The organism is Nocardioides sp. LMS-CY (assembly GCF_018732145.1).
GTDB lineage: Bacteria > Actinomycetota > Actinomycetes > Propionibacteriales > Nocardioidaceae > Nocardioides > Nocardioides soli.
In genome coordinates, this window is record NZ_CP076104.1 from 3,038,364 (window position 1) to 3,060,000 (window position 21,637).

The following is a 21,637-nucleotide window of genomic DNA, read 5'->3' on the forward strand; positions in this document are numbered from 1 at the left end:
GGCTCACCGTCTCCGGGCGCGGACGGCGGGATCGCCGACGATCGTGTAGTTGCGGGCGTCGTTGTTGGCGGTCCACAGGCTCGCCAGCTCGAAGTCGTCGGGGATCCTGCCGAAGTTGCGGATGTCGTCGATCTCGGAGGTCAGGTCCGCCGACAGCTCGGCGTACCTCTGGTTGAAGTACTCCATGGCCGCGCCGACGGGGTAGCCGTCGAGCAGGTCCATCAGCGCGCTCCGGAACACCTCCAGCTGCCGCTGGCCCCGCCACTGGAACGAGCACCCCCACGCCAGGTCGACGTGCCCGACGAAGGCGAGCACCCCGCCGCTCTCATGGGCCAGCAGCCGCTGGGGCAGCCGGGCGACGAACGGCCGCTCGGCGATCGCGACCGGGTCCGTGAACGCCCGGCGCGTGAAGTCGTCCATGAGCGGCGTGCCGGCCCCGAAGCAGGCGAAGCTCAGGACGACGGAGCCATGGACGGCGGTGCCGTCGACGATGTCGGCGCCGCTGAGGTAGACGTCGTCGGTGAGCGCGCCGTCGGCGGCGCGCGGACCTGGCCACTCCTGGCAGACGAGCGCGCCGTTGTCGGACTCCTGGCGGTCGTCGCCGAGCGGGAACGCGACGCCGTGGCTGGCCGTGAACACGACGTCGGGCGCCGATCCCGCCGTGAGCACGTCGATCAGGCCCGCCTTCGAGGCGGCCGCTCCGACGTGGGCCTCCACCGTCAGCTCGGAGGACTGGGCCGCGAGCGCGGCAGCGAGCGGTACGACGAGCTCCTCGGTGCTCAGTCGCGTGGCCGCGTCATCGGGGTTGGTCGGGCTCCACAGCGTGATCCGTGGCGGCGCGGCCGGCTCGCCAGCGGCCTCGGCGGCCACGACGGCGCCCGCGTAGGCGGCGTACTCCCCCGGTGTGTCGAAGCAGATCCTCCCGACCGCGTAGGCGACGTCGAGCTGGTACTGGAAGGAGAAGGGGACGGTGTCGGGTTGCCCGACGATCAGCAGGTAGTAGGGCACGCCGTTCGCCGGATTGGCCGGTCCCGGCCCCACGCCGAACCTGCCCAGGAACTGCTGCTTGGACTCACCGCGGCGGTAGGCGTGCTCGCCCACGAACTCCCGGTAGAAGTCCGGGTGTCCTCCGGAGGTGACCTGCTCGCAACGCAGCCGCCGCAACGGCTCGAGGGCGTCGAGCACCGCCGGCGCCAGGTCGGCCGCGGCGATCAGGCCCCACCCGGCCTCCTCAAGGCGAGTGGGATCGATGCCCTGGGCCACCCCGTAGGTCTGCTCGGTGCGCAGCCGATGCCACCATCGCAGCTCGCGGACCTCGGGCGTGTCGATCGGTTCGCCGATCGCCACCCCCGCCAGCTGGTCCGCGCTCAGGGCCGGGTGCAGGTAGCCACCGGTGGCGCCGTCGAGCCCGTTGGCCTGGAACATCGGCCCGACTCGGTCTCGATCACCCGGCACCATGACGCATCGCTAGAGGTCGAAGGCCGCGATGTTGTCCTTGGCGAAGGCCGTCACGCGCTGCTCGATCGCGGGGGCGAGCTCCTGCAACGCCTCGGCCGAGATGAAGAGGACGACGCCTCGCTTGAACATCAGGGCCTCCTCACTGGTGAAGCGGAAGAAGAGGAACTGGGTCAGGGTCTTCCTGGCCTCCACCCGGAAGTCGATCGAACGCAGCTGTGCCGAGCCGTCGGCGTGCGAGTCGACGTTGGCGACCGAGAAGCCGGTGCTCACGGCGCTCTTCGCCCGGCGGTCGAACAACGTGATCCACTTGCTCCGCTCGTTCATCCCCTGGAGGGACGTCAGCGCCGCGGTCACCAGCGCCAGGGCGCCCGGCACGGGCCCGAGCGCGACGGCCACGAGATCGAGGATCTTCTGGTAGACCACCGACCCGACGACGTGCTCCTCGGACCAGGAGGAGGCCTCCTCACGCAGCGCCCATCCGGTGTGCAGCAGGACGTCGAGGTAGACGTCGACCCACTCCTTGGCCTGCTGCGGATCGACCTTCTTGGTCGCCGCGCGCTGGGCGAAGAGGGTCCAGTTGCAGACCGCGTTGCGCACGCTGGCCGGCGTGTCCTCGGGAAAGACCACCAGGTTGGAGTCGACCACGGCGCCCTGCTTCTTCAGGTCCTGCAGGTCCGGGCTCTCCTCCCCCGCCGCGAACGACACGTCGCCCTCCGGGACGTCGATCTCCTGCCCGGCGATGAAGCTGATCTGGCTGTCGAACGAGACTGGCATCTGATGCCTCCCTGGATACACGGTCGAGCGTCCCGAGGCGGTCCGCGTGGATCAGGCTGCGGCGGGGCGCCGTACGCAGAGGGGGAGGTCGTCGGGCAGCGCCGGCCTCCTGGGCTGCGGCATCCCCGGGCAGGGTTCACGACCAGCCAAGACCGGTCGGCGATCGATGTCATCACCGACATGCGGGAACCGCGCGGGCGATCCGCGCAGCGCGGTCAGCCGCCGAGTCGCCGCATCGCCACCGCGGAGAGCACCAGCTCACCGGCCGCGTCGGACGCATCGAGGTCGGCGACCGCCTCGATCACCCAGTCGTGGTGGCCCTCCGGGTCGTGGACGGTCTGCCGCACCGGCCAGCGCCGGCCGTCGCGCTCGACCACCAGCAGCGCGGGACCGCGGGCGTCGGCGTCGAGCAGCACCCGGTCGTGCTCGGCGTAGTACGCCTCGATCGCCTCGTCCCACGCCGACCGGGTCATCACGACCTCCCCGGGCGGCTCCGTGCGCTCGACCGCGGCCCGCTCGATCTCGACCAGGCCGGCGAGGTCGTCGCGGGCGACCAGCTCGACCCGGCGCCACATCGCGTTGCGGATCATCACCGCGAACGGGCGCGACTGCTGCGAGATCGGCCGCGGCGGCGGGGGCGGCTCGTGGTCGGCCACATCGCGTCGTACGTGCGAGGGGTCGGCCAGCGCCTCCCACTCGTCGAGCAGCGAGGAGTCGGTCTGGCGCACGGTCTCCCCCAGCCACTCGACCAGGTCGTCGAGCTCGGGCGTGCGGTGCTGCTCGGGCACGGTCTGCCGCAGCGTGCGGTAGGCGTCGGTCAGGTAGCGCAGCACCAGCCCCTCCGACCGCGCCAGCTGGTAGCGCGACACGAAGTCGGTGAAGCTCATCCCCTGCTCGAACATCTCGCGCACGATCGCCTTCGGCTGCAGCGCGTCCTCGGGGAGCCACGGATGGCTCTGCCGGTAGATCTCGTACGTCGCCCCCAGCAGCTCGGCCAGCGGCTGCGGCCAGGTGACCTCCTCGAGCAGCGTCATCCGCTCCTCGTACTCGATGCCGTCGGCCTTCATCTCCGCGACCGCCTCGCCCCGGGCGACGTACTGCTGCTGCATCAGCACCTGCCGCGGCCCCTCCAGCACCGCCTCGACCACCGAGACGATGTCGAGGGTGTGCTCGACCGCTTCGGGATCCAGTACGTCGAGGGCGGCGAGCGCGAAGTGCGCCAGCGGCTGGTTGAGCGCGAAGTCCGCCGGCAGGTCGACGGTCAGCACGTACCGGCGCCCGCAGTCGTCGAGCGACTCCAGCCGGGTGACCACGCCCGAGCGCACCAGCGACCGCGCCAGGCGCAGCGCCCGGCGTGCGAGCCGCAGCTGCCGCCGCCGGTCCTCGTGGTTGTCGGTGAGCAGCCGGCGCAGCACCGGCACGGCGTCCTCCTCGCGGGCGAGGACGTTGATCAGCATCGCGTTGTCGACCTTCATCCGCGAGACCAGCTGCTCGGGCACCCCCGCGACCAGCTTCTCGTAGGTCTGCTCGGTCCACACCACCGTGCCCTCGGGCGGCTTCTTCAGCTGCGCCTTGGCGTTCTTCCGGCCGGCGGCCCGCCGCTCCTCGGCCTTCGCCTTGAGCCGCTCGTTCTCGATGACGTGCTCGGGCGCCTGCACGACGACGTACCCGGCGGTGTCGAAGCCGGCCCGCCCGGCCCGGCCCGCGATCTGCAGGAACTCCCGCGTGCGCAGGATCCGCTGCCGGCTGCCGTCGAACTTCGCCAGGCCGGTGAAGAGCACCGTGCGGATCGGCACGTTGATGCCGACGCCGAGGGTGTCGGTGCCGCAGATCACCGAGAGCAGCCCGGCCTGCGCCAGCTGCTCCACCAGGCGCCGGTAGCGCGGCAGCATCCCGGCGTGATGGACCCCGATCCCCCTGCGCAGCAGCTTCGAGAGGGTCTTGCCGAAACCCGCTCCGAACCGCACGTGGTCGAGGCGAGCGCCGAGATCGGGCTTCGGCACCCACTTCGCGTTCAGCAGCGACGTCGCGTGCTCGACGGCGGCAGCCTGGGTGAAGTGCACGACGTACGCCGGGCCCTGCCCCGTCGTGACCAGCTCCTCCAGGGTGTCGGCGAGCGGGGTCACCGACCACGAGAACGACAGCGGCACCGGCCGCTCGGCGTCGGCCACGACGGTCGTCTCGCGGCCGTTGCGCCGGCTCAGGTCGGCGGCCAGGTCGGTGACGTCGCCGAGCGTCGCCGACATCAGCAGGAACTGCGCCTGCGGCAGCTCCAGCAGCGGCACCTGCCACGCCCAGCCGCGGTCGGGCTCGGCGTAGAAGTGGAACTCGTCCATGACGACCAGCCCGACGTCGGCCCGGGCGCCCTCGCGCAGCGCGATGTTGGCCAGCACCTCGGCCGTGCAGCAGATGATCGGGGCGTCCGGGTTGACCGAGGCGTCGCCGGTCAGCATCCCGACGTCCTCGGCCCCGAAGGTCTCGACGAGCGCGAAGAACTTCTCGCTCACCAGCGCCTTGATCGGCGCGGTGTAGAAGGACACCCGGTCCTCGGCGAGCGCCGCCCGGTGCGCGGCCTCGGCGACCAGCGACTTGCCGGACCCGGTGGGGGTGGCCAGCACCACGTTGTCGCCGGCCAGCAGGGCGAGGATCGCCTCCTCCTGGTGCGGGTAGAGCGTCAGGCCGCGGCCGGCGACGGCCGCGGTGATGTCGTCGAGGAGGTCGGTCACGCGATCAGTCCCGCGCCCGGGGGTGTGCGGTCGCGAAGACCTCGCGCAGGTTGTCCACGGTCACCAGTGTGTACACCTGGGTGGTCGTGACCGACGCGTGCCCGAGCAGCTCCTGCACGACGCGGACGTCGGCGCCGCCGTCGAGCAGGTGCGTGGCGAACGAGTGCCGCAGCGTGTGCGGTGAGACGTCCTTGGTGACGCCGGCCCGGTCGGCGGCCTTCACCAGCACCGCCCACGCGGACTGCCGGGACAGCCGACCGCCGCGGGCGTTGAGGAAGAGCGCCGCCGTCCCCCTCCCGGCCGCGACCAGCTCGGGTCGGCCGCGGACCAGGTAGGCGTCGACCGCCTCGCGGGCGTAGGACCCGACCGGCACGATCCGCTCCTTGCCGCCCTTGCCGCGCAGCAGCACGGTCCCGTCGACGCCCGACGCGCCGGGGTCGAGGTCGTCGACGTCCAGGCCGACCGCCTCCGAGATGCGGGCGCCGGTGCCGTAGAGCAGCTCGAGCAGGGCCCGGTCGCGCAGCGCGAGCGTCGTGCCCGGCGCGCCGGCGGCGTCGAGGATCGCCTCGACGTCGGCGAGCGGCAGCGCCTTGGGCAGCCGCTTCGCGGGCGCCGGCGGCTTCACCCCGCTCGCCGGGTCGGTCGTCGCGAGGCCGTCGGCGACCGCGAACTTGTGGAAGCCACGCACCGCCACCACGGTCCGGGCCGCCGAGGTCGAGCTCAGCGCCGGGTGCTCGGCGTCGCCCTCGCGCAGCCGCACCAGGAAGCCGGTCACCGTCGCCTCGCTCACCCGGTCGAGATCGTCGATGCCGGCCTGGTCCAGGTAGCCGAGATAGCGGCGCAGGTCGCGGCGGTACGACGCGAGCGTGTTCGCCGCCAGCCCGCGCTCGACCGAGAGGTGGTCGAGGTAGGTGCGGACGGCCCGCTGTGGATCACCCATGGCGGGTCGATCCTAGGCGAGCACCTCGTCCAGTCCGACGGCCGCGATACCGACCGACTCGGCGACGGGGGCGTTGGTCAGCCGCCCGGCGTGGGTGTTCAGCCCCAGCGCGAGGCTGCGGTCGTCGCGGCAGGCCCGCAGCCAGCCCTTGTCGGCCAGCGCCACGACGTACGGCATGGTCGCGTTGGTCAGCGCGTACGTCGAGGTGTTCGGCACCGCGCCCGGCATGTTCGCCACGCAGTAGAACGTCGACTCGTGCACCTGGTAGGTCGGGTCCGCATGCGTGGTCGGCCGGGTATCCTCGAAGCACCCGCCCTGGTCAACGGCGATGTCGACGAGCACCGAGCCCGGCTTCATCCGCGAGACCAGATCGTTGGAGACCAGCTTCGGGGCGGCCGCACCCGGGATCAGCACCGCCCCGATCACCAGGTCGGCCTCGATGACCTGCTGCTCGATCGCGAGGCGCGACGACGCCAAGCCGTGGACCCGGTTGTTGTACCGCCAGAACGACATCCGCAGCTTGTCCAGGTCGGTGTCCAGCAGCGTCACGTCGGCGCCCATGCCGAGCGCGATGTTGGCGGCGTTCTGGCCGGAGACGCCGGCGCCGATGATGACGACCTTCGCGTTGGCCACACCGCCCACGCCACCCATCAGCACGCCGCGGCCGCCGCGGGCCTTCATCAGGGAGTAGGCGCCGACCTGGGGCGCCAGGCAGCCGGCCACCTCCGACATCGGGTAGAGCAGCGGCAGTGCGCCCGAGGGCAGTTGCACGGTCTCGTAGGCGATGCCGGTCACCCGGGAGCTCAACAGCCGCTCGGCCAGCGGCTTGTCGGCCGCGAGGTGGAGGTAGGTGAACAGCGTCAGGTCGTCACGCAGCCGGTGGAACTCCTCCTCGACCGGCTCCTTGACCTTCAGCACCATCTCCGCGACGCCCCACGCCTCGTCGGCGTCCGCGACGATCCTCGCACCGGCGCCGGCGTACTCCTCGTCGTCGATCTGGGACCCCACCCCGGCGCCCTGCTCGACGAACACCTCGTGCCCGCGCGCGACCAGCTCGTGCACCCCGATCGGGGTGATCGCCACGCGGTACTCGTGGTTCTTGACTTCCCTGGGCACGCCGATCTTCATCGGGGTCTCCTGTCGTCGTCTACCGACGTCAGACTCGCAGAAGCCCCCGGGCCTGCGCCATCAGCAGCGCGATCATGCTGTGGCCGTCGGTGATCCTGCCATCCACCACGGCGGCGATCAGGTCGGCGGCCGGCACCCAGCCGGTCTCCATGTCGGCCTCCTCGTGCTCGGCCACGAAGCCGCCGCGGTCGACCTCGGAGATGCCGCGGGCCAGGAAGTAGTGGTGCCGCTCCGCGGAGATGCCCGGCGAGGAGTACGACGTGCCGATCGGCGTCCACTCCGTCGCCTCGAGCCCGGCCTCCTCGACCAGCTCGCGCCGGGCGGTCGTGAGCGGATCCTCGCCGTCGACGTCGAGGATCCCGGCCGGCAGCTCGACGAACCGGCGCCGCGCCGGGTGCCGGTACTGCCACAGGCAGAAGACCCGCTCGCGGTCGTCGACGGCCACGACCACCACGGCGCCGGGGTGCTCCAGCACCAGCCGACCGAACGGCTCGTCGCCGGGGTGGCCGGGGCGCTGCAGCCAGTCCTCGCGCAGCGCCACCACCCAGCCGTCGCGGTGCCGGTCCTCCGAACGGACGACCGGCCAGCTCTCCTCCCGGTCGGCCAGCTCCGGATGCACCCCTCCAGCTCCCATCGGTCGCTCAGTCCTCGTCGACCGGCTCGCGACGCAGCCCGCTCTCGTCGATCGGGAAGCGCAGCTCCTTCTGCCGCTCGATCGCCGCACCGACCAGCCCCTTGAACAGCGGGTGCGGGCGGGTCGGCCGGGAGCGCAGCTCGGGGTGCGCCTGGGTGGCCACGTAGTAGGGGTGCACCTCGCGCGGCAGCTCGACGAACTCGACCAGGCTGTCGTCGGGCGACGTGCCGGAGAAGACCATCCCCGCGGCCTCGAGCTGCTCGCGGTAGGAGTTGTTGACCTCGTAGCGGTGCCGGTGCCGCTCGTCGATCTGGGCGGCACCGTACGCCGCGCGCACGATCGAGCCCTCCTTGAGCGCCGCCGGGTAGAGCCCCAGCCGCATCGTGCCGCCCAGGTCGCCGGCGCCCTCGACGTACTCGAGCTGCTCCTCCATGGTCGCGATCACCGGCTCCGGGGTGTCCGGGTCGAACTCGGTCGAGCCGGCCTTCTCCAGGCCGAGCATGCTCCGGGAGTACTCGATCACCATGCACTGCAGGCCCAGGCACAGGCCGAGCGTCGGGATGCCGTGGGTGCGGGCGTAGGTCAGGGCGCCGAGCTTGCCCTCGATGCCGCGCACGCCGAAGCCGCCCGGCACGCAGATCGCGTCGACGTCCTGGAGATGCTTGGCCGCGCCCGCCTGGGTGGCGCACTCGTCGGAGGCGATCCAGCGGATGTTGACCTTGGCCTCGTGGGCGAAGCCGCCGGCGCGCAGCGCCTCGCCGACCGACAGGTAGGCGTCCGGGAGGTCGATGTACTTGCCGACCAGCGCGACGGTGACCTCCTCCTGGGGGTGGTGCACCCGGCGCAGCAGGTCGTCCCACACGGTCCAGTCGACGTCGCGGAACGGCAGGTCCAGGCGGCGTACGACGTAGGCGTCGAGGCCCTCGCGGTGCAGCACCTTGGGGATGTCGTAGATCGACGGCGCATCGGCGGCGGTGACGACCGCCTCCTGGTCGACGTCGCACATCAGCGAGATCTTGCGCTTGATCGACTCCGGGAGCTCCCGGTCGGCCCGGCACACCACGGCGTCGGGCTGGATGCCGACCTGGCGCAGTGCGGCCACGGAGTGCTGGGTGGGCTTGGTCTTGAGCTCACCGGACGGGCCGATGTAGGGCACCAGCGAGACATGCAGGAAGAAGCAGTTGCCGCGGCCGATGTCGTGCCGCACCTGGCGCGCGGCCTCGAGGAACGGCAGCGACTCGATGTCGCCCACGGTGCCGCCGACCTCGGTGATCACCACGTCGACGTCGTCGCCCCCCATCGCGAGGACCCGCTCCTTGATCTCGTTGGTGATGTGCGGGATCACCTGCACGGTGTCGCCGAGGTAGTCGCCGCGCCGCTCCTTGGCGATCACGCTCGAGTAGACCTGCCCCGTGGTGACGTTGGCGATCTGGCTCAGGTCGGTGTCGAGGAAGCGCTCGTAGTGCCCGATGTCGAGGTCGGTCTCGGCGCCGTCGTTGGTGACGAACACCTCACCGTGCTGGAAGGGGTTCATCGTGCCCGGGTCGACGTTGAGGTAGGGGTCGAGCTTCTGCATCGTCACACGCAGGCCGCGAGCCTTGAGAAGGCTGCCGAGGCTGGACGCCGTCAGGCCCTTCCCGAGCGAGGAGGCGACGCCTCCGGTCACGAACACGTGCTTGGTGGGCGTCCCGTTGATCACGGAACTCCATGCTACGTCAGGGGGACGGCTCCGTCCGAACCCGACGCTCCGAAGGATCCGCCCTGCGTGGTCAGCGACCGGCGCTCTGATGGCAAGCGTCGTCTCCGACGGGTGTCGACGATCGCACTTGCCGACGCGTCGCGGGTCGCAGCGTGGCCTAGATGAGTCCGAACTTGTCACCTGCCTGACAAGAGCCAGGCTTCTGCCGTTGCTCATCGTCGTGCCTGCTGCCCGCATGACTCCAGTGCGGCCTACGGTGAATTTTCGAGGTGGAGGACGGGACCTGCCGACGACCTTGACGATGTCCACCTGCCGAAGACGGAGGTGCGGGCTGATGGAAGTCTCGAACGTCTCACGAACCACTGGGCGCGGATTTCGCCGCCGGGTGTTCAATCCGGTGGGCGGACTTACCCAACTGGGACGCATGATCCTCGTCGGCGGCCTCGTGGCGCTCGCCCTCCCGCTACTCGTGATGAGTCCCGCCCACGCGAACTTCGGTTCCGCTGTGGGCGGTCCCTGGCTAGCGAACAACAAGAGCCACCGAGTTGACTACTACGACACGTTGACCAAGACGGGCAACATGACCCAATGGGCGCTCAACAACCAATTCCCACGATTCGACTTCACGTGGACGTATGTCGATGGATCGGACTACGACGTCCGCATCATGGACGGCGAGTACGGGGATACGCCGGCATACGGCTGGACCGATTGTCCGTCGTCCGCGACCTTGGGCGGGACGCATCCAAACCGCTGGTGCTACGGACGGGTTCTGCGGATCAACTACGCGTTGGCTGGGGCTTGGGACACGACCTGGGGACGCCGCGCACTCGCCTGCCATGAACTGGGCCACACCGTCGGGCTTCGGCACGAGGACGCCTCCGATCCATCTAGCTCATGCATGAAGACCAATACGACCCCGAACAACTCCCTGGCCAATACGTACTCCGCGGAGGACGTCAACCAAGTCCTCGCCAACTACTAGGAGCCCACACCATGCGTATCCCAACTCGCCTGGCTACGGCGGCAACGATGCTCCTGTTGGTCTCGGCATGCGGCGGCCTCACGGACGAGACGAATCGTTCAACAGATCCGTCGGCGCGATCCTCCAGCAGGGCCGACCACACGGTCGATCCCGGACAGGAGAGGAACCCGTGGGCAATCCATCAGATCACCGGCTGGGAGGTCGAGTGGTACGACTCGCTGCCGAGCCTGACGGACTCGGCGGACCTTGTTGCCGTCGGGACGGTCACCGACGCGAAGCCGGGGCGCACCTGGGTCGAGTCCGAGGGGGACGAGACCATGACCTCCGAGATGACCGTCTATACGGTCGAACTTGGGGAGATTCTCGGCGGCAAGCCAGTCGGTCCCACCTCAGGTGAGATCACACTCGAGTTCGGGCCGAATACACCGAGTGCTGTCGAGGAGCGTACGGCCGTCGTCGGCGAGACCTCGCTGTTCATCCTGCGTCGCAAGGGCGCGCCGATCCCCTCGATCGAGAGGCTCGAGCCCATGAAGGACGAGTTCGCGCGCGAGGTCTATCGAGTCGTCAACTCGGCGGGCCTGATCGACGAGGTCAACGGCTCCACTGAGCTTCCTCTCGGGGAAGCCGACCAAGCGTGGAGCGCCGAGCTCGAGCGCGGATCGTTCGCCGACGTGGTCAAGCGCGTTCGAGCGGCTGTCGCGCAGGGCTCCTAGCCAGCCGGCCGCGAACGCGCTCGGGCCGCCACCTCACGTCAGGGGGACAGCTCCGTCCGAACCCGACGCTCCGAAGGATCCGCCCTGCGTGGTCAGCGACCCGATCAGCGCCAGGGTCGTCGTGACCTGACCCAGCGCGGTCTCCGCCCCGTCGACGGTGGCGACCGTCGCGGCGGCCTCCTCGCCGCGCAGGGTGACCAGGTCGCCTCCGGCCGCGGCCGTCGCGGTCTCCCCCGCCACCACGACACCCGGCGCCTGCGCGGCGAGGCCCGAGACGACGCCGGAGAGCACGGCCGGGTCGGTGCGGTCGCCGAGCAGCACGAGCACCACCTCGGCCGGCCCGACCTCGGCGGGCGGGTCCAGCAGCTCGGCCCCGGCCAGGCTCTCCCGCACGGCACGGACGTCCGCGGCGGCGAGGCCGTCCGGGGCCACCGCCAGGCCGAGCAGCTGTCCGATCCGGTCGTACGTCGAGGCCTCCGGCGCGACCGCCGCGTCGCCGAGCTGGGCGGCCAGCTGCGCGCCGAGGGTGTCGACGAGCGACTTCTGGGACGGGTCCACCAGCGCCCGGCGTACGGCGTAGGTCCCGGCGACCGTGCCGCCCGCGGCGGCGACCTGGTCGGTGAGGGCGCCCACCACGTCGGGGGCGGCACCCGGCATCGTGACGACGGCGACGGGGTGCTCCTGGAGCCGCCCGGCGTACAGCGTCGGCGCCGCGGACGTCGCGAACGCGTCGCCGTACTCGGCGATGCGCGCGCCGGTCTGCTGCGCGCTCATCGCCGCCGCGGGCGGCCGGTCGTCGCGGCCGAGCTCGGACAGCGGTCCGCCGCCGAGCACCACACCGACGGCGAGGGCGAGGAAGACGGCGACCAGCGACACGATGTGGTGTCGGTAGGAGATCACGAGAAGAGTCCCTGGAAGGTGTCGGAGATCGAGTCGGCCCACTCCTGGCCGACCGGGGTCACGGAGAGTGCCGCGGCGAGCGCGGCCAGGCCGGCGAGCATCACCAGCAGCAGGTGCCACGGGCGCACCCGGCCCGAGTAGAGGTGGGGTACGGCGGTCGCCTCGACGAGCCGGGGCCCGACCTTGAGCCGGGTCAGCACGGCGCCGGCGGCGCCGGGGCGGCCGCCGTCGAGCAGGTCCTCGAGCGTGGCCCGCAGCCCCACGCCGACGATCACGCTCGGCTCCGCCGCGTCGGCGACCACGAGGGCGACGTCCTCGGGCGCCGTCGAGGTCCGGACCACCGAGGACCGGACGCCGAGTCGCTCGAGCTGCTCGACCACGCCCCGCGCGTCGCCGGCGGTGCGGACCACGACGTCGCCCGCGGCCCGCAGGGTCTGGGCGGTCGGCAGCTCGTCCGCCTCGTCGACCACGACCACGTCGCAGCGCACCCCGTCGGCGCGCAGCGCGTCGGCGGCACCGCCCACGCCGACCACGACGGGGTGCTGCTCGCGCAGGAAGGTCCGCACGCCGGCGCGCTCGTCGGCGCGCTCGTGGTCGCGGGCCACCACGAGCACCGGCCGACCGGCGACGCGGGTGGCCAGGCGGGGCACGCCCACGCCGTGCAGCAGCAGGTCCTCCTCGTGCCGGAGCAGCTCGGTGCTCCCGTGCGCCAGCGCCGCGAGCTGACTCGCGAGCCCGCTGCGCGCCCGCACCATCTCCGCCTCGACGGCGTCGCGGTCGAGCGGTCGCCCGTCGGCCACCACGACGGCGTCCACCAGCACGCGGCCGCCGTGGAGGGCGATCTCGGCGCCGTCCCGGATCGCCGCCAGCCCGGCCGCGCCGATCCCGTCGACGACGACCAGGCCCGCCTCGGCGAGGGTGCGGGGCCCGAGGTTCGGGTAGCGACCCGAGATGATCGCGGCCGCATCGACGACCGCGATCGCTCCGGAGGCCACGAGGGCCTGCGCGCTGGCCCGGTCCATGTCGAGGTGGTCGAGGACGGCGATGTCGCCGGGTCGCAGCCGGGGCACCAGATCACGGGCCCGACGACCGACCCGAGCGGTGCCGACCGTCCTGGTGGTGGCGTCGGCGAGAGGTGGGGTGGTCATGACCGGGCCATCGTGCCAAACCGGTCTAGACGATCTCGGTACCGTGCGGTCGGGCGCGTCGCCCTCAGCTTGGACTAGCCGCCGCGCGCCTGCTGGGCGACCTCGAGCAGCTCGCGGGCGTGCGCCAGCGCGGTGTCGGAGTCCGTCAGTCCGGCGAGCATTCGCGACAGCTCCCGCTCCCGTTGCTCCTCGTCGAGGACCAGGAGTCCGGAGCTGGTCACCGAGCCGTCGGAGGACTTCTCCACGACGACGTGCCGGTCGGCGTACGCCGCGACCTGCGGCAGGTGGGTCACGACCAGCACCTGGGCGCTGCGGGCGAGCTGGGCGAGCCGGCGACCGACCTCGACCGCGGCCGCGCCGCCGACGCCCGCGTCGACCTCGTCGAAGACGAACGTCGGCACCGGGCTGGTCCCCGCCAGGGCGACCTCGAGCGCGAGCATCACGCGGGAGAGCTCACCTCCCGAGGCACCCTTCGACAGCGGTCGCGGCTCGGAGCCGGTGTTGGCGGCCAGCATCAGCTCGACCTCGTCGACGCCGGACGCCGTGTGGCGCAGCCAGCGCTCGCCGACCAGCAGGGGTCCGTGCAGCAGTCGCTCGGGCGGGTCGACCTCGGCCTGGCGGACCTCGATCGTCAACCGGGCGTGCGGCATCGCGAGCAGTGCCAGCTCGGCGGTGACCTCCTTGGCGAGGCGTGCCGCGGCCTTCGACCGGGCCGCCGACAGCTCGGCCGCCGCCGTGCCGAGCCGCGCGCGCAGCGACTCCTGCTCGCCGCGCAGCTGCTCGATCCGCTCGTCGGTGTGGTCGAGGTCGAGCAGCCGGGTCGCCGACTGCTCCGCCCAGGCGAGCACCTCGTCGATGGTCTCGCCGTACTTGCGGGTCAGCGCCGTCAGCGCCGCCCGTCGCTCCGAGACCGCCGCCAGCCGGGCCGGGTCGGTCTCGATGCGGGTGGCGTACGACGCGACGTCGGCCGCCAGGTCGGAGAGCAGGTAGGTCAGCTCGGCCAGCCGGTCCGCGAGCTCACCCGCCTCGGGGTCGTGCTCACGGACGCCGTCGAGCAGCGTGCGGGCCGCCGACGCAGCGGTCAACGAGTCCGGGTCGCCGTGCTCGCTCGACAGCGCCTCGCGTGCCTGCTCGGCGGCGGTGCGCAACGTGTCGGAGAAGCCCAGCCGCGCCTCCTCGGCCGCCAGCTCGGCGTCCTCGCCCGCCCGGGGGGCCACCGCCTCGACCTCACCGAGGCCGAAGCGCAGCAGGTCGGCCTCCTGGGCCCGCTCGCGCGCCGTCGCGACGACCTCCTCGAGCTCCCGCTCGGTGGCCTCGAGGCGGCGATGCAGGTCGGCGTACGTCGAGGCCAGCTTCGCCAGTCGCGCCCCGCCGAACCGGTCCAGCGCCTCCCGCTGGGCGCGTGCCTGGAGCAGTCGGTGCTGGTCGGACTGGCCGTGCACCGCAACCAGGGGCTCGGCGACCTGCGACAGGGTCGTCACCGGCACCGACGCGCCGCCGACGAACGCGCGCGAGCGCCCCTCCGCCGAGACGTTGCGGGCCAGCACCACCCGGTCGTCCTCGACCTCGCCACCGGCCTCCTCGACCGCCGCGCCGAACTCCGCCATCCCGTCGACCCGGACGACGCCCTCGACACGCGCGGTCCGGGCGCCGGTGCGTACCGCGCCGGTATCGGCCCGACCACCGAGCAGCAGCCCGAGGGCGGTCACGATCATCGTCTTGCCGGCTCCGGTCTCACCGGTGATCACGGTCAGGCCGGGGCCCAGCTCCAGTGTCGAGGAGTCGATGACGCCGAGCGAGGCGATCCGGATCTCCTCAAGCATCGCGCTCCTCGCCCTGCCCGGGGGCCGACGTGCGAGCAGCCTCCTGGGCGAGCCGCCGGCGACGCTCGGTCGAACCCCGCCAGCCCTCGACCGGCAGGTCGAACTTCGCGACCAGCCGGTCGGTGAACGGCGCCTCGTGGAGTCGCACCAGCCGCACCGGCATCTCCCCCCGGCGCACCTCGATCCGGGCGCCCGGCGGCAGGTCCACCGTGCGCCGGCCGTCGCACCACAGCACGCCGGCACCCTCGGTGCGCGCCAGCACCTCGACCGCCAGCACCGAGGTCGGCGCCACGACCAGCGGCCGCGCGAACAGCGCGTGTGCGCTGATCGGCACCAGCAGCAGCGCCTCCACACCCGGCCAGACGACCGGACCGCCGGCACTGAAGTTGTACGCCGTCGACCCGGTCGGCGTGGCGCAGACGACGCCGTCGCATCCCCAGCGCGACAGCGGGCGCCCGTCGATCTCGACGACCACCTCGAGCATCCGCTCGCGGGCGGCCTTCTCGACGCTGGCCTCGTTGAGCGCGAACGTGCGCTCGATGACCTCGCCATCGCGGTGCACGGTGACGTCGAGCGTCAGCCGCTCCTCGGCGGTGTAGCGCTTGTGGACGACCGCGTCGATCGTCGACTCGAGGTCGTCGTACTCCGCCTCGGCCAGGAAGCCGACGTGGCCGAGATTCACCCCGAGCACGGGCGTACCGGACTCGTGGGTCAGCTCGGCCGCCCGCAGGATGGTGCCGTCGCCGCCGATCACCACCACCAGCTCGCAGCCGCCGCTCGGGTCGCCGTGGCGGACCACCTCGACGTCGCCCCCCGGGGCCAGCCCGAGCTCGGTCGCCTCCTCGGCGAGCATCCGCACCACCAGGCCGTGGGTGTTGAGCGCCTTCGCGAACGAGCGCGCGACCTCACGCGCGTCGTCGCGCCCCGTGTGCGCGACGAGCAGCACCCGGCGCTCCGACGTGGGCGTCAGCTCGGTGGAGGTCGTCACGGGTCCACCCTCTCACCCGGCACCCCCAGCTGGTCGGCGGCCCGCACGGTGCTGTGGACCTCCTCGTCGGTGAGCTCGGGCGGGCCCTTCCTGAGCCAGAGGAAGAACTCGACGTTGCCCGACGGGCCCGGCAGCGGGCTGGTGGCCACCCGCCGGGCGCCCCAACCGCGACCGGCGGCCGCGGCGGCGACGCCGAGCACCGCCTCCGCGCGCAGTGCGGGGTCACGCACGACGCCGCCCTTGCCCACGCGGTCCTTGCCGACCTCGAACTGCGGCTTGACCATCAGCGCCAGGTCGGCGTCCGGCACCACGACGCCCAGCAGGGCGTCGAGGACCAGCTGGAGCGAGATGAAGGACAGGTCGCCCACGACGACCTCGACCGGACCGCCGATCAGCTCCGGCGTCAGCTCCCGGATGTTGGTGCGGTCGTGCACCACGACCCGCTCGTCCTGGCGGAGCCGCCAGGCCAGCTGGCCGTAACCGACGTCGACCGCCACCACCTGGCCGGCGCCGTGGCGCAGCAGCACGTCGGTGAAGCCACCGGTGGACGCGCCCGCATCGAGGCAGCGCCGGCCCGCCACCACGAACCCGTGCGGCTCGAACGCCGCCAGCGCCCCGGCCAGCTTGTGTCCCCCGCGCGAGACGTAGTCGGGCCGATCCGGATCGTCGGCGACCACGATCGCCACGTCGGTGGTCACTCCGGTCGCCGGCTTGGTGGCCGGCGCGCCAGCCACCTTCACCCGACCCTGCGCGATCAGCTCGCTCGCATGCTCGCGCGAGCGTGCCAGTCGGCGGCGGACCAGCTCGGCGTCCAGGCGGAGACGTCGCGGCGGCACGGTCAGGCGGGGTCGGTCGGCCGGTCGGTGTCGTCGAGGGCCCGGCGCAGCTGGGCGTGCGCGGTCTCGAACACTCCGACGTGCTCCTCCAGCGGCCGCTCCTCGAGCTGCTCCACCGCGGCGATGACCTCGTCGACATGCGGCACCCCGGTGCGCACCCGCTCCGGCTCGGGCGGGGTCGCCTCGGGCTCCTCCGGGACGGGCAGATCGGGGTCCTCGCTCATGGGTCGAGGCTACCCGTCGGAGGGCGGCGTCGTCGCAGTCAGGTCGACCGGTTCCCCGGTCGCGTCCAGGTGCTGCCAGGCCGCCGCTGCGACGACCCGCCACCAGTCGCCGGGCGATCCCCCGCCGGTCACCCGGAGCCGACCGTGATCGCCGACCACCGACCACCCGCCGAGCCGCTGCTCCCCCGGGTCGGGTCCGGGCACCGGTGCCGGCTGCGGCTCGAGCAGCCCGCCCAGGTCCGGTGCGACGTAGGTCGGTCGCAGCTCTCGCCGCGCCCCCGCCAGCTCGGCGAGCCCGGTCACGCCCGTGAGCACCAGCAGCGAGTCGAGACCGGCCGCGTTCGCGCCCTCGATATCGGTGTCCAGCCGGTCCCCCACCATCAGCGGTCGCATCCCGCCGACCCGGCGGATGGTCTCGTCGAGCAGCGGGCGGGCCGGCTTGCCGGCCACGACCGGCTCCACCCCGGTGAAGTCCCGCAGCATCGCCACCTGCACGCCGTGGCCCGGCGCGACTCCGAACGCCGCCGGAAACGTGTGGTCGGTGTTGCTGGCGACCCACGGCAGTCCGTCCCGGATCCGCACCGCGGCCCGCATGATCGCGGCCCACGGCACGTCCGGCCCGTAGCCGGTGGCGATCGCGACGGCCTCGTCGGTCACCCCCACGGGCGCGAGCCCCGTGGCGCGCAGCGCCTGCTCCAGACCCTCGGCGCCCAGGCAGACCACCCGGGCACCCGGGCCGAACCGGTCCGCGAGCAGCCGGGCCGCCGCCTGCGCCGAGGTCACCACGTCCGACGCCTCGGCGGCCACGCCGAGCCCGCGGAGCTGGCCGGCCACCTGGTCCGGCGTCCGGGAGGCGTTGTTGGTGATGAAGGCCAGCCGCATCCCCGCCTCGCGTGCCCGCGACAGCTCGGCGGCCGCGCCCGGGACGGCGTCGCCACCGATGTACACCACCCCGTCCAGGTCGAGCATGGCGAGGTCGTAGCCCTCGCTCAGGGGCACCTCCGACGTGCCGAGCACGCGCACCTCCTCCGTTCGCGGACTTGGGCCGCACCCTACGATGCACCGATGGACTCCGACGTCGTGGCCACCCCCGCCCTGGTGGCGCGGCCGTTGCGACTCGAGCCCTTCCGGGCGCTCATGCTCGCCCCGAACCGCGTCGGCGGGCAGGCGTCCGCCCGCGCCTTCGCCCGACCGCACCGTGACGTCGCCGAACGCTTCGCCGAATGGCAGCGCACCGGCCAGGTGGTCCAGGATCGCGAGCCCGCGCTCTACCTGCACGAGTACACGACCTCCGGCATCACGGTCCGCGGCCTCGTCGGCGCGCTCGCGCTCACCCACCAGGCGACCACGCGCGACGAGATCGCGGTCTACCCGCATGAGGGGGTGCATCCCACGCAGGCCGCGGACCTGGCCGAGCGGATGGCCGAGATGGCGATGAACCCCGCCCCCATCCTGCTCACCCACCGCGCCCCCACCTCGCTGCGCGAGCTGCTGCGCGCCGTCCAAACGGCACCCACCGACCGCCAGTTCACCGACCGGTCCGGGCAGTACCACCGGATCTGGGCGATCCGCGATCCGGAGGTTCTGACCGCTGTCGACGCCGGCCTCCGGGACACCCGAGCGCTGATCGCCGACGGCCACCACCGGTACGCCGCCTACGGCCTGCTCCGCACCGAGCATCCCGAGCTGGCGCCGGCCACCAGGGCCGGGCTCGCCATGCTGGTCGACCAGGACGACACCCCGCTGTTCCTCGGCGCGATCCACCGGGTGCTCTTCGGACTCCGGATCACCGACCTCGACCGGCTCGGACCGCGGGTGCGGGGCGGCCTCGGCCCCCAGGAGGCCGTCGCCACCCTCTCGCAGGAGACCGTCATCGCCACCGACGGACGCGAGTGGGCCGCCATCGAGCTGCCCCGCGACGAGGAGCGGCTGACCGCCGAGATCCTGCAGGACGACCTGCTTCCTGCCCTGGAGCGAGCCCCGAGCGCCGTGGCGCACGCTCACTCGCTCGACGACGCACTCCGCGCCGTCGCGCGCCGCCGCGGACTGGCGCTGCTCATGCCCGCGCCCGACTTCGTCGACGTGCTCCGGGTCGCCGGCCTCGGTCGACTGCTGCCCGAGAAGGTCACCTCCTTCCAGCCCAAGCCGAGCGCCGGGGTGCTCATCCGCTCCCTGCGCGACGAATGACCCTGCCTCGACTCACCTCCACCTCCACTCGCGACACGGCGCCCTGCGCGGTCCGGAAGAAGCGCCGCCGCATCGCCCCCGTGACCTCCACGACGTCGTCCGGCCCCCAGGACGCGACCGCGCGCTGCGCCCGCTTCGTCCACGCGGCGCAGTCGAGTGCGTCCACCGTCCCGCGGGCCGCTCCCTTCGGCCTCGGCACCACCACCCGGACGGTCCACAGCACGTCACCGCTGGGCAGCACGCGCTCCGCCGGGGCCTGCGAGACCCGCCCGACCAGCCGCACCTCGTTGGCCACCGGATGCTCCCCCGGCTTCGCGAGCTTCGTCGCCTTCTGTCGTGCTGACATCTGCCACCACCTCCGACCCCGACGATGCCCGCCCGGACCGACACCCGGGCCGCAGCCCGGGCCTTCCTGTGGACAAGCGGGTTCGAACGCCTACTGTGCGCGGAAAGTGGGCGCCCACCCAGCGACGAGCGGTAGTTCACGACCACCCCGAAATGCGAAACAGGGCCACCCCCGAAGGGGTGACCCTGTTTCAAAAGTATGTCCGGCGGCGTCCTACTCTCCCACAGCCTCTCGGTTGCAGTACCATCGGCGCTGAAAGGCTTAACTTCCGGGTTCGGGATGGGACCGGGTGTTTCCCTTTCGCTATGGCCGCCGTAACTCTGGTGGCGTCACGCACCGGTGTTGTCACGGTGTGTGGCCAAGCATCTGTTCAGTTAGAGATCACGGCCTGTCGAGGGCATGGTCTTGTTGTGTCTGGTGTTTTGGATTGTGGACGCGAGTGTCGATGCAGGAATGTGTTGTGGGTTTTGTTGAGGGTTTGTGTGACAAGCCCTCGGCCTATTAGTACCAGTCAGCTCTACCTCACGGTTGTACACTTCTGGCCTATCAACCCAGTGTTCTGCTGGGGGCCTTACCCGGTTAACCCGGTGGGAAACCTCATCTTGAAACGTGCTTCCCGCTTAGATGCGTTCAGCGGTTATCACTTCCGAACGTAGCCAACCAGCCGTGCCCCTGGCGGGACAACTGGCACACCAGAGGTTCGTCCATCCCGGTCCTCTCGTACTAGGGACAGCCTTTCTCAAGTTTCCTACGCGCGCGGCGGATAGGGACCGAACTGTCTCACGACGTTCTAAACCCAGCTCGCGTGCCGCTTTAATGGGCGAACAGCCCAACCCTTGGGACCTACTCCAGCCCCAGGATGCGACGAGCCGACATCGAGGTGCCAAACCATCCCGTCGATATGGACTCTTGGGGAAGATCAGCCTGTTATCCCCGGGGTACCTTTTATCCGTTGAGCGACCACGCTTCCACATGCCGTGGCCGGATCACTAGTTCCGACTTTCGTCCCTGCTCGACATGTCTGTCTCACAGTCAAGCTCCCTTGTGCACTTACACTCAACACCTGATTGCCAACCAGGCTGAGGGAACCTTTGAGCGCCTCCGTTACATTTTAGGAGGCAACCGCCCCAGTTAAACTACCCATCAGGCACTGTCCCTGAACCAGATCATGGTCCTAGGTTAGACATCTAGTACGACCAGAGTGGTATTTCAACGATGACTCCACACCAACTGGCGTCGATGCTTCACAGTCTCCCACCTATCCTACACAAGCCGAACCAAACACCAATACCAAACTATAGTAAAGGTCCCGGGGTCTTTCCGTCCTGCCGCGCGTAACGAGCATCTTTACTCGTAGTGCAATTTCGCCGAGTCCACGGTTGAGACAGCGCCCAAGTCGTTACTCCATTCGTGCAGGTCGGAACTTACCCGACAAGGAATTTCGCTACCTTAGGATGGTTATAGTTACCACCGCCGTTTACTGGGGCTTAAGTTCTGAGCTTCACCACTCACGTGGCTGACCCGTCCCCTTAACCTTCCAGCACCGGGCAGGAGTCAGTCCGTATACATCGTCTTACAACTTCGCACGGACCTGTGTTTTTAGTAAACAGTCGCTTGGGCCTGGTCTCTGCGGCCATCACCGCTACTACCCGCAAGGGGTATCACGGATCCGGCCCCCCTTCTCCCGAAGTTACGGGGGCATTTTGCCGAGTTCCTTAACCATGGTTCGCTCGATCGCCTTGGTATTCTCTACCTGATCACCTGAGTCGGTTTGGGGTACGGGCGGCGCGTAGCTCGCTAGAGGTTTTTCTCGACAGCATAGGATCACCCACTTCACCCATACGGGCTCGGCATCACATCTCAGGGTCGTGCCTTACGACACCACGGCCCGGATTTACCTAGACCGTCCCCTACCTGCTTACCCACGCAACAACCATCGGCGTGGTTGGGCTACCTTCCTGCGTCACCCCATCGCTTGACTACTACCGGATCGGATCCCACGCTCCACCCAGACGCCTCACCCCGAAGGGATCGGTCACCCGGGCTTCGGGTGGTTAGCATCACCGGCCTCGTCATGGGCGCTACTTTGCCGGTACGGGAATATCAACCCGTTGTCCATCGACTACGC

18 protein-coding genes and 2 rRNA genes (1 of these 20 running past the window's edge) are annotated in these 21,637 nt (G+C 71.1%); 3 read left to right on the top strand and 17 right to left on the bottom strand.

Features of this window, described 5'->3' with window-relative positions; all coding sequences use genetic code 11:
- Positions 1–3 precede the first annotated feature (3 nt).
- The 7 genes from KM427_RS14575 to pyrG all read right to left on the bottom strand — a co-directional run bounded on the left by KM427_RS14575 (position 4) and on the right by pyrG (position 9,359).
- The gene (locus tag KM427_RS14575; protein WP_215524328.1) at positions 4–1,425 is read right to left on the bottom strand and encodes a hypothetical protein; all 1,422 of its coding nucleotides are present in this window, start codon (positions 1,423–1,425) and stop codon (positions 4–6) included.
- A gap of 42 nt (positions 1,426–1,467) precedes the next feature.
- Positions 1,468–2,232, bottom strand: a complete 765-nt coding sequence (locus KM427_RS14580) for a hypothetical protein (RefSeq protein WP_215524329.1) — start codon at positions 2,230–2,232, stop codon at positions 1,468–1,470.
- A 215-nt stretch (positions 2,233–2,447) separates the two neighbouring features.
- Entirely contained in the window at positions 2,448–4,958 is a 2,511-nt protein-coding gene (locus KM427_RS14585; protein WP_215524330.1) for a DEAD/DEAH box helicase, read from the bottom strand.
- Positions 4,959–4,962: 4 nt separating this feature from the next.
- A complete protein-coding gene (gene xerD, locus KM427_RS14590) occupies positions 4,963–5,898 on the bottom strand; it encodes a site-specific tyrosine recombinase XerD (protein ID WP_215524331.1) in 936 nt (311 codons plus the stop codon).
- Positions 5,899–5,910: 12 nt separating this feature from the next.
- The gene (ald, locus tag KM427_RS14595) at positions 5,911–7,026 is read right to left on the bottom strand and encodes an alanine dehydrogenase (protein ID WP_183594346.1); all 1,116 of its coding nucleotides are present in this window, start codon (positions 7,024–7,026) and stop codon (positions 5,911–5,913) included.
- Between the two features lie 28 nt (positions 7,027–7,054).
- Positions 7,055–7,660: an NUDIX domain-containing protein gene (locus KM427_RS14600; protein WP_183594345.1), complete on the bottom strand. Its 606-nt coding sequence runs from the start codon at positions 7,658–7,660 to the stop codon at positions 7,055–7,057.
- Between the two features lie 7 nt (positions 7,661–7,667).
- Positions 7,668–9,359 carry a CTP synthase gene (pyrG, locus tag KM427_RS14605; protein ID WP_215524332.1) on the bottom strand — a complete coding sequence of 564 codons (1,692 nt, stop codon included), beginning with the start codon at positions 9,357–9,359 and terminating at the stop codon, positions 7,668–7,670.
- A 334-nt stretch (positions 9,360–9,693) separates the two neighbouring features.
- Between pyrG and KM427_RS14610 the strand changes: the two genes are divergently transcribed.
- Together KM427_RS14610 and KM427_RS14615 are read left to right on the top strand one after the other, a co-directional pair.
- The gene (locus KM427_RS14610; protein ID WP_215524333.1) at positions 9,694–10,344 is read left to right on the top strand and encodes a zinc metalloprotease; all 651 of its coding nucleotides are present in this window, start codon (positions 9,694–9,696) and stop codon (positions 10,342–10,344) included.
- A gap of 47 nt (positions 10,345–10,391) precedes the next feature.
- Positions 10,392–11,057, top strand: coding sequence for a hypothetical protein (locus KM427_RS14615; RefSeq protein WP_215524334.1), 666 nt, complete (start codon positions 10,392–10,394; stop codon positions 11,055–11,057).
- A gap of 33 nt (positions 11,058–11,090) precedes the next feature.
- Here KM427_RS14615 and KM427_RS14620 read toward each other — a convergent pair whose 3' ends face one another.
- The 7 genes from KM427_RS14620 to KM427_RS14650 form a co-directional block, all read right to left on the bottom strand.
- Positions 11,091–11,957: a copper transporter gene (locus KM427_RS14620; protein WP_215524335.1), complete on the bottom strand. Its 867-nt coding sequence runs from the start codon at positions 11,955–11,957 to the stop codon at positions 11,091–11,093.
- Positions 11,954–13,105, bottom strand: coding sequence for a putative cytokinetic ring protein SteA (steA, locus tag KM427_RS14625; protein ID WP_215524336.1), 1,152 nt, complete (start codon positions 13,103–13,105; stop codon positions 11,954–11,956). Before steA ends, KM427_RS14620 begins: the two co-directional genes overlap by 4 nt.
- A 74-nt stretch (positions 13,106–13,179) precedes the next feature.
- Positions 13,180–14,928 (bottom strand): DNA repair protein RecN, encoded by a 1,749-nt coding sequence (gene recN / locus KM427_RS14630; protein ID WP_215524337.1) that lies wholly within the window; start codon positions 14,926–14,928, stop codon positions 13,180–13,182.
- Positions 14,921–15,916: an NAD kinase gene (locus KM427_RS14635; protein WP_252274529.1), complete on the bottom strand. Its 996-nt coding sequence runs from the start codon at positions 15,914–15,916 to the stop codon at positions 14,921–14,923. The genes recN and KM427_RS14635 overlap by 8 nt, the downstream gene beginning before the upstream one ends.
- Positions 15,913–16,752, bottom strand: coding sequence for a TlyA family RNA methyltransferase (locus KM427_RS14640; protein WP_215524338.1), 840 nt, complete (start codon positions 16,750–16,752; stop codon positions 15,913–15,915). Before KM427_RS14640 ends, KM427_RS14635 begins: the two co-directional genes overlap by 4 nt.
- Positions 16,753–16,754: 2 nt before the next feature.
- Complete coding sequence (locus KM427_RS14645) at positions 16,755–16,976, bottom strand: hypothetical protein (RefSeq protein ID WP_183594337.1); 222 nt, start codon at positions 16,974–16,976, stop codon at positions 16,755–16,757.
- A gap of 9 nt (positions 16,977–16,985) precedes the next feature.
- On the bottom strand, positions 16,986–17,993 hold the full coding sequence (locus KM427_RS14650) for an HAD-IIA family hydrolase (RefSeq protein ID WP_252274531.1): 1,008 nt from the start codon (positions 17,991–17,993) through the stop codon (positions 16,986–16,988).
- 48 nt (positions 17,994–18,041) lie between these two features.
- Between KM427_RS14650 and KM427_RS14655 the strand changes: the two genes are divergently transcribed.
- A complete protein-coding gene (locus tag KM427_RS14655) occupies positions 18,042–19,163 on the top strand; it encodes a DUF1015 family protein (protein ID WP_215524339.1) in 1,122 nt (373 codons plus the stop codon).
- On the opposite strand, the gene KM427_RS14660 is transcribed toward KM427_RS14655, so the two are convergent.
- The 3 genes from KM427_RS14660 to KM427_RS14670 form a co-directional block, all read right to left on the bottom strand.
- On the bottom strand, positions 19,138–19,509 hold the full coding sequence (locus KM427_RS14660; RefSeq protein ID WP_215524340.1) for a single-stranded DNA-binding protein: 372 nt from the start codon (positions 19,507–19,509) through the stop codon (positions 19,138–19,140). The genes KM427_RS14655 and KM427_RS14660 overlap by 26 nt on opposite strands.
- A 200-nt stretch (positions 19,510–19,709) precedes the next feature.
- Positions 19,710–19,826: ribosomal RNA gene (gene rrf, locus KM427_RS14665) — 5S ribosomal RNA — on the bottom strand.
- 164 nt (positions 19,827–19,990) lie between these two features.
- Positions 19,991–21,637: ribosomal RNA gene (locus tag KM427_RS14670) — 23S ribosomal RNA — on the bottom strand; it runs 1,510 nt beyond the window's last position.